This window comes from Bathymodiolus platifrons methanotrophic gill symbiont, from assembly GCF_002189065.1.
GTDB lineage: Bacteria > Pseudomonadota > Gammaproteobacteria > Methylococcales > Methylomonadaceae > Methyloprofundus.
Genome location: NZ_BDMN01000201.1, coordinates 1 through 4,226 on the forward strand (window position 1 = coordinate 1; position 4,226 = coordinate 4,226).

Below are 4,226 nucleotides of genomic sequence, written 5' to 3' on the forward strand. Positions count from 1 at the left end.
CGCATAGAGACGTTATGCGCTGCGAATGACATGGTGGGCAACCTGATTCATTCGCTGCCTATTTTTAAACTGTGGAATATAATGGATGACAAAATGCTGGCCGATGCTGACGGGCAAAAATTAGCAACTAGTGAAAGCACCATTCAATCAAGATATTCAAAAAAATATCTTGGAAAATCCCCAGGGCTATCGATTTATACATTGATTGCAAACTTTGTTGCCGCCAATGCTAAAAATATTGGGCTTAACGAATATGAAGGGCACGCTCTTTACGACGTCATTCAGGGAAATAAAACAAACATTAACATTGATATGGTGACAGGAGACAATCACTCTCTCATTTTGATGGGTGAGGCTTAAAAATAATGTTTATTTTGTAATATAGTCTATTATCAAAGTACTAATTGATAATAATAGACTATGACAACTATAACTCATAACAACGATGGCAGTATTACAGTATCAACCACAATCCATCTCGAAGGAAGTATGATGAAGATGGAAAATATGATATTGGATGCAGTGAATGATGTAGGGTGCGTGGCTACGGGTGAGGCACTAAAATGCTTTGACACGGATGGATCCCCCATTATTAAAGAAGATACAAAGTTAACTTCGAGAAATAAAGACAGCAAGAAATATCAAACGCCTTTTGGCATCGTAGAAATTGAACGTCATGTTTATCAATCATCAAAAGGCGGAAAGATTTTTTGTCCCTTAGAAGATTCAGCGCGTACAATTTTTGCTGCCACACCAAAGTTTGCGCAGCAATTGTCGTATAAATACTCACAGGGTAATGCAAATTCAGTCTGTTCTGATTTAAAAGAAAATCACAACCGTTCGGTTGCCAAGTCCACAGTACAAAACGTAACTGACTGGGTTGGTAGCATTGCTTGCGCTCAAGAAGAAAACTGGGGCTATGCGGCCCCTGAAATTGATGAACCGATTACTACAGTTGTTTTTAGTCTGGATGGTGCCTATATTCTGATGGCAAATGAAGGTTATCGTGAGGCGATGGTTGGCAATCTTTCCCTTTATGACTGCAATGGCGAGCGTCAGCATACCCTATACCTAGGCGAAGCACCCGAGCATGGGAAGGCCTGTTTTAAAGAACGATTTAAGCGAGAAATAAAACGTATCAAAGCGCGCTACCCTGATGCACTTTATCTCGGCATTGCTGATGGCGCAAAAGATAACTGGACATTTTTAGAGTCGCATACAAAACAACAACTGGTAGATTTTTATCATGTGACTGAATATTTAGCCAAAGCTGCTTATGCTGTTTATCCGAAAAAAAGACGCAAGCTAAACGAAAACAATGGTTGTCGGAACGTTGTTCACAGCTTAAACACGAAAAAAATGCAGCCCAAACTATTTTAGACGAATTACAAGCCCTCACAGACACTATACTTACAAAATCTATAAAAGATGACCTAGCTGCCGACCTTGATTATCGAATTTACGTTCTTTTGATGCTCTAAAAACGATCACCTTTTCAGATAGTGAAATACTAGCACCTATTTTGGCTCGTGGTTTTTCATGTCTTTCCAGCTCCATAGAGCTAAATAGCCAAAAAGTATAACAACTGAAAGTACCGCTAAACCTACAAATATTTGATTAAGCATCATCAAGCTCAACTGTTATGTTTCATTGTTTCTTAAGATCACGATAAAAGTTTTCATGAGAACCTAACGCCAATAAGGTGAGTATCAGCTCTTCTTCAACAAACCGATAAGCAAGAAGATTTTGCTGGGCTTTATGCTTATATTTGTAAACCTGAACCCCTGTAAGATCACCTACTTTTAACTCCCCGATAGCAGGGTCTTCAATAATCACTTTCACCACATCATCTAAAGCTTGCTTTTCTGCTGGATGAAGCTTTTTAACTCTGCGGCTAAAAATACCGCTTTGTTTAACGATCATCCGAATTGATACTCGCTGACATCACCCGCTTCATTTTCTTGCAATCCCGTTAATATATCTTTGATGAATCCTAGCGATAAATCAGGGTTTTCATCGGCTAATTTGCCAATCCTAGCCCAGTATTCTATTTGACGTGGTGCGCTTCTGTGCTGAGCATTACCGTGCGTTGTTGCGTCTGTTACCAGTTCATCAGAGAGTTTAATTGCTCTAGCCATTTTAAAACCTTTTAAAAAAATCGTTAGGTTTCTATTTTATACGATAGGTGGCAAATCGCAACCTTTTGCAATGTGGTTACGCCATATTTACTAACGCCATTCTGCACTCTCTCTTACTCCCCTTAAAAAGTTCGTACGTACGAACATTATTAGAATCTGGGGTTCAGCCCTCGCTGTCAGCCCCGGACGGGATGATAGTCTCCAGAAGGCGCAGGGTTGTTGCCAATCCGAAGTGCGCGATAGCGCGCGAGGGAGGCTAAAATTTTATCCCGAATAGCCGTAGAGCCATTTGTGGTAGCCATGACTGAGCTGTTTTGTGCTCAGTCTGTGGCGGACGCAGGGCGGCTGGAGCATCTCCTGTTCGCTGCGTAGGTGAACGAATTACGGCGACAGGAGTCCCGGAATTTCGTGAGGTAGCATGGCGCGCCTACCTTACAGCTTCATAAAGAACATTCATCTTTTCCAGCTCAACAACATGACTAGAAAACTTCTCTGGTTTATCTCTCTTTACGCAAATTAAATAACTTGCTTAACTTATTTAATTTACGTAAATTATGTAACTTACATAAGTTAAGCAAGTGCATTAAAAAAATGATCATTTCGTGTGCAAATATCAAAGGTGGGGTAGGAAAATCATGTCTAGCTCAAAACATAGTTGTTTCATTGTTAAAGCGAGAAAAAAGCGTTTACCTAGTCGATGCAGATTCACAGGAAACAACAGCCGATTGGATAGAGGAGAGACGTGATAACCCTGATCTTGAGAATATTAGATTTGCAAAGCTGACAGGAAAAATACGAGAAGAGCTGCTTTCTATAGAAGAGCAGTTTGATATGGTTGTGGTTGATTGTGGAGGCCATGATTCAGATACCATGAGATGGGCTATTTCAGCCTCTACACATGTTTTAATTCCATTTAGACCTAAGAGGCGGGATTTAAAACTGTTGCCAGCAATGGCTGATTTAATTGATTTAATAACCCCTGTTAATCCAGATTGTAAATTTTCAGCCGTAATCACCCAAGCCCCTACTTTACCATCCCAGGTAAAGAGAATACTGGACGCTAAAGACGCTTGCGAAAGTTTCAATATAAATACTTTAAATACCGTTATTTTCCATAGGAATATTTACGATGATGCGGACGAATCAGGATCAACCGTTATAGAAGAAGAAACGAATGGTAAGGCTGCTAATGAGATAGAAGCCTTAATTGATGAATTATTAGGAGAATAGAATGGGCGGGTTAGGAAATCTTAAACGCAATGATAAAAGGAAAAACCAGCAAGAAAAGGAATTATCTAAAATACAAATTGGAACATCATTCAAGTCAAAAGATACCAGCAATGCAATTTTTAAACGATACACCTTTAGTTTAACGACGGAGATTAGTGAGAATATTGATAGGCTAACATTGAGGTCTAAAACTCGAAGAATATCAAGAAGTGATATTATAAAGCTAGGACTTTACTCTCTTAACAGTTTGAATGATAAAGATTTTGATAGAATTATTACGCAACTTAAATAAGTAAATAAGTTAAGCAGCTAGTAATTTGCTCTTAATTGTGAATCTTACTCATAAAAATAGATGAAGGAAGTTCTAAAAAACCGCCTTGAATCGCTAATTTTTCGGCATCCTCAATAATTACGCTAGGATTTATATAACTGAAGTTTCCCAATTATTGAGTAGCTGAAATGGTTCTGTCGCAAGTATTGTTGGAAATGCAGGAAGCCTAGTCTTCAGGCATAACTATCCTGCTAAAGCCATAAACTGCTTATAAGCAGGAATATTCTCCTCAGCCAATTGTCCCTTTCGGATCATATGTGCTGTTTCAATTCCATCAATGGTTGCTTGAGCGGAGTGAAACGCTTTAAAGCCCATCATTGGTTTTGTTATTTTTTTGATAAAGCGATGATCCTGTTCGATGATGTTATTCAAATATTTAACCTGTAATATGTCGATCATGGTGGTAAACCCTGCTAGGATTAACAAGAGGTTAATATTGGCTAATCCTGCATAGTTAGCGCCACTTTTATCCATAACGACCTTATCAGGAAAGCCATTATTGTTAATCGTTTGTTTGAAAAATGCGG

9 protein-coding genes are annotated in these 4,226 nt (G+C 38.9%); 5 read left to right on the forward strand and 4 right to left on the reverse strand.

Annotated elements, in window-relative coordinates; translation table 11 throughout:
* A partial coding sequence (locus CDZ78_RS11885) for a Tn3 family transposase (RefSeq protein WP_244559237.1) occupies positions 1-360 on the forward strand: 360 nt, incomplete at its 5' end.
* A gap of 60 nt (positions 361-420) precedes the next feature.
* Positions 421-1,380: an ISKra4 family transposase gene (locus tag CDZ78_RS21260; protein ID WP_140414022.1), complete on the forward strand. Its 960-nt coding sequence runs from the start codon at positions 421-423 to the stop codon at positions 1,378-1,380.
* Positions 1,381-1,647: 267 nt separating this feature from the next.
* On the opposite strand, the gene CDZ78_RS11895 is transcribed toward CDZ78_RS21260, so the two are convergent.
* The 3 genes from CDZ78_RS11895 to CDZ78_RS23775 all read right to left on the reverse strand — a co-directional run bounded on the left by CDZ78_RS11895 (position 1,648) and on the right by CDZ78_RS23775 (position 2,440).
* On the reverse strand, positions 1,648-1,923 hold the full coding sequence (locus CDZ78_RS11895; RefSeq protein ID WP_087870207.1) for a type II toxin-antitoxin system RelE/ParE family toxin: 276 nt from the start codon (positions 1,921-1,923) through the stop codon (positions 1,648-1,650).
* A complete protein-coding gene (locus CDZ78_RS11900; RefSeq protein ID WP_087870208.1) occupies positions 1,920-2,138 on the reverse strand; it encodes a TA system antitoxin ParD family protein in 219 nt (72 codons plus the stop codon). The genes CDZ78_RS11895 and CDZ78_RS11900 overlap by 4 nt, the downstream gene beginning before the upstream one ends.
* A 176-nt stretch (positions 2,139-2,314) precedes the next feature.
* On the reverse strand, positions 2,315-2,440 hold the full coding sequence (locus CDZ78_RS23775; protein ID WP_263458934.1) for a hypothetical protein: 126 nt from the start codon (positions 2,438-2,440) through the stop codon (positions 2,315-2,317).
* A gap of 12 nt (positions 2,441-2,452) precedes the next feature.
* Here CDZ78_RS23775 and CDZ78_RS23780 point away from each other — a divergent pair, with 12 nt between their 5' ends.
* The 3 genes from CDZ78_RS23780 to CDZ78_RS11910 all read left to right on the forward strand — a co-directional run bounded on the left by CDZ78_RS23780 (position 2,453) and on the right by CDZ78_RS11910 (position 3,660).
* Entirely contained in the window at positions 2,453-2,584 is a 132-nt protein-coding gene (locus CDZ78_RS23780) for a hypothetical protein (RefSeq protein ID WP_280175573.1), read from the forward strand.
* 145 nt (positions 2,585-2,729) lie between these two features.
* Entirely contained in the window at positions 2,730-3,368 is a 639-nt protein-coding gene (locus tag CDZ78_RS11905; protein ID WP_087870209.1) for an AAA family ATPase, read from the forward strand.
* A 1-nt stretch (position 3,369) separates the two neighbouring features.
* Positions 3,370-3,660, forward strand: coding sequence for a hypothetical protein (locus CDZ78_RS11910; RefSeq protein WP_087870210.1), 291 nt, complete (start codon positions 3,370-3,372; stop codon positions 3,658-3,660).
* 222 nt (positions 3,661-3,882) lie between these two features.
* Here the strand turns inward: CDZ78_RS11910 and CDZ78_RS11915 are convergent.
* A partial coding sequence (locus CDZ78_RS11915; protein WP_140414023.1) for a DDE-type integrase/transposase/recombinase occupies positions 3,883-4,226 on the reverse strand: 344 nt, incomplete at its 5' end.

Bases quoted from the DNA above. Each gene is read 5' to 3' on its own strand.
- CDZ78_RS21260 (WP_140414022.1), top strand. From the start codon at position 421: ATGACAACTATAACTCATAACAACGATGGCAGTATTACAGTATCAACC.
- CDZ78_RS11905 (WP_087870209.1), top strand. From the start codon at position 2,730: ATGATCATTTCGTGTGCAAATATCAAAGGTGGGGTAGGAAAATCATGT.
- CDZ78_RS11895 (WP_087870207.1), bottom strand. From the start codon at position 1,923: ATGATCGTTAAACAAAGCGGTATTTTTAGCCGCAGAGTTAAAAAGCTT.
- CDZ78_RS11910 (WP_087870210.1), top strand. From the start codon at position 3,370: ATGGGCGGGTTAGGAAATCTTAAACGCAATGATAAAAGGAAAAACCAG.
- CDZ78_RS23775 (WP_263458934.1), bottom strand. From the start codon at position 2,440: ATGGCTACCACAAATGGCTCTACGGCTATTCGGGATAAAATTTTAGCC.
- CDZ78_RS11900 (WP_087870208.1), bottom strand. From the start codon at position 2,138: ATGGCTAGAGCAATTAAACTCTCTGATGAACTGGTAACAGACGCAACA.